Source organism: Paracoccus chinensis (genome assembly GCF_900102885.1).
Lineage (GTDB): Bacteria > Pseudomonadota > Alphaproteobacteria > Rhodobacterales > Rhodobacteraceae > Paracoccus > Paracoccus chinensis.
The window spans coordinates 1-1,590 of the sequence record NZ_FNGE01000066.1 but is presented as its reverse complement, the minus strand read 5'-3'; the positions used below and the strand labels follow the sequence as shown (position 1 = coordinate 1,590).

General features: G+C 66.6%; 3 protein-coding genes. 1 reads left to right on the top strand and 2 read right to left on the bottom strand.

The window, feature by feature from the left end:
- Nucleotides 1–322, bottom strand: a 322-nt coding sequence (locus tag BLQ03_RS17645; protein ID WP_139166822.1) for a hypothetical protein, incomplete at its 3' end; no start/stop codon positions are given.
- A complete protein-coding gene (locus BLQ03_RS17640; protein ID WP_090757590.1) occupies nt 319–585 on the bottom strand; it encodes a hypothetical protein in 267 nt (88 codons plus the stop codon). The genes BLQ03_RS17640 and BLQ03_RS17645, both read right to left, overlap by 4 nt.
- A gap of 155 nt (nt 586–740) precedes the next feature.
- On the opposite strand from BLQ03_RS17640, the gene mobQ reads away from it, so the two are divergent.
- A partial coding sequence (gene mobQ, locus BLQ03_RS17635; protein ID WP_139166821.1) for a MobQ family relaxase occupies nt 741–1,590 on the top strand: 850 nt, incomplete at its 3' end.

The window sequence follows — 1,590 nt, the reverse complement described above, 5'->3', positions numbered from 1 at the left end:
CGCCCCTGCGGCTCCGATCGAGGCCAACCATACCCAGAACCCGCCGAAGTAGCGCCACGCCTGCCTGCGGGCCTCTCCAGCGGCCTGTGAGAGGCTTTGCGCAGCCCTGATGCTCTCGGCATGGGATTTCTCGATAGCGGCGCATGGCCTCCTGCATGGCCGGCGCAGTCTTGCCAAGCTGGGCGATGAATTTGGCGATGGTCGCGTTGAAGGCTTCGGCCTCGTCCTTGTCGAGGCTGGTGCGTTGCAGGTGATCGACCTGGCGGCGGATCAGGGTGATTTCATCGGCCAGAATCTCGAAGGGGTCTTTGACGCCGCTCATGCCTCACCCGCCCCGGCGCTTTGAGCCTTGGCATCGAGGTCGGTCAGTAGCCCGGCGATTTCCTTCTGGTCCACGTCCCGGGTTGCGTTCTTGCGCAGGGTAGAGGCCAGCCATTTGGAGATCTTGGGGTCTTTCAGGGCTTCTGTGGTGACGATGGCGCCGACGATGATCTTTCGGCGGGTGTCGCTGACTTTCTGACGGGTTTTTAGTCGCGCCAGATTCGCTTGCGCATCTGCAATCTGCTGGTCGATGCTGCGCGCCATTTTGCCACCCCTTGTTCGTCCACTGGTTGTCAGACTGGCCCCAGAGCAGCTAGGCTGCAAGACACGAAGTGCCCACTTATACAAACCATTCTGGTTTGTGTGGGCGGGGGAGGCTGCGCTTCCCCTCGACCCCTTGGCTTGAGCGCGGCGCAATCATGGCGATCTATCACCTGCGGGCTACGATGATCTCCCGCTCGGCCGGGCGCAGCGCCACAGGCGCGGCCGCCTACCGCTCCGGCGAGTTGATCCATGACGCGCGCACCGGGCTCGACTTCGATTACCGGGCGCGCAGCGGCGTCACCCATGTCGAAATCCTCGCGCCCGACCACGCGCCGGCGTGGGTCCATGACCGGGCCGCGCTGTGGAACCGGGTGGAGGCCGCCGAGACCCGCAAGAACAGCCAGCTCGCCCGCGAGGTCCGCGTGGCCCTGCCCGCCGAGCTGAGCCACGCGGCGCGGGTGGAGCTGGTCCGCGACTTCTGCCAGCGGTCGTTCGTGGCCCGTGGCATGGTGGCCGACATCGCGCTTCATGCGCCGGGGCGCGAAGGCGATGAGCGTAACCACCATGCGCATATTCTGCTGACCACCCGCGAGATCGGCCCCGAGGGGTTCGGTGCGAAGAACCGGGACTGGAACGCGGTCGAGATGCTGGAAGGATGGCGTGAGGCATGGGCGCGGGACAACAACCGCGCCCTTGAGCGATGCGGCCATGAGGAACGGATCGACCACCGGACGTTAGAGGCGCAGCGGATCGAGGCGCAGGAGCGGGCTACCGCGGCGCATGATCGCGGCGACGAGGCCGAGGCGCTGCGCCAGACGGTGCGGGCGGTGGAACTGGACCGGGATCCGTTGCCGCAACTGTCTGCCGGGGCATGGCAGATGAAGGAACGCGGCATAGAGGTCGCGGTCGTCCGGGTGTGGCGCGAGGTCAAGGCGCAGACGGCCGAGGTTGCGCGTGTGGCGGAGGTTCTGGCCGGTCAGGTGCGGGACTGGATGGGGCGGGCGG

What these genes read in the sequence shown, in the direction of transcription:
- BLQ03_RS17640 (WP_090757590.1), bottom strand. Translation starts at nt 585, where the DNA reads ATGGCGCGCAGCATCGACCAGCAGATTGCAGATGCGCAAGCGAATCTG.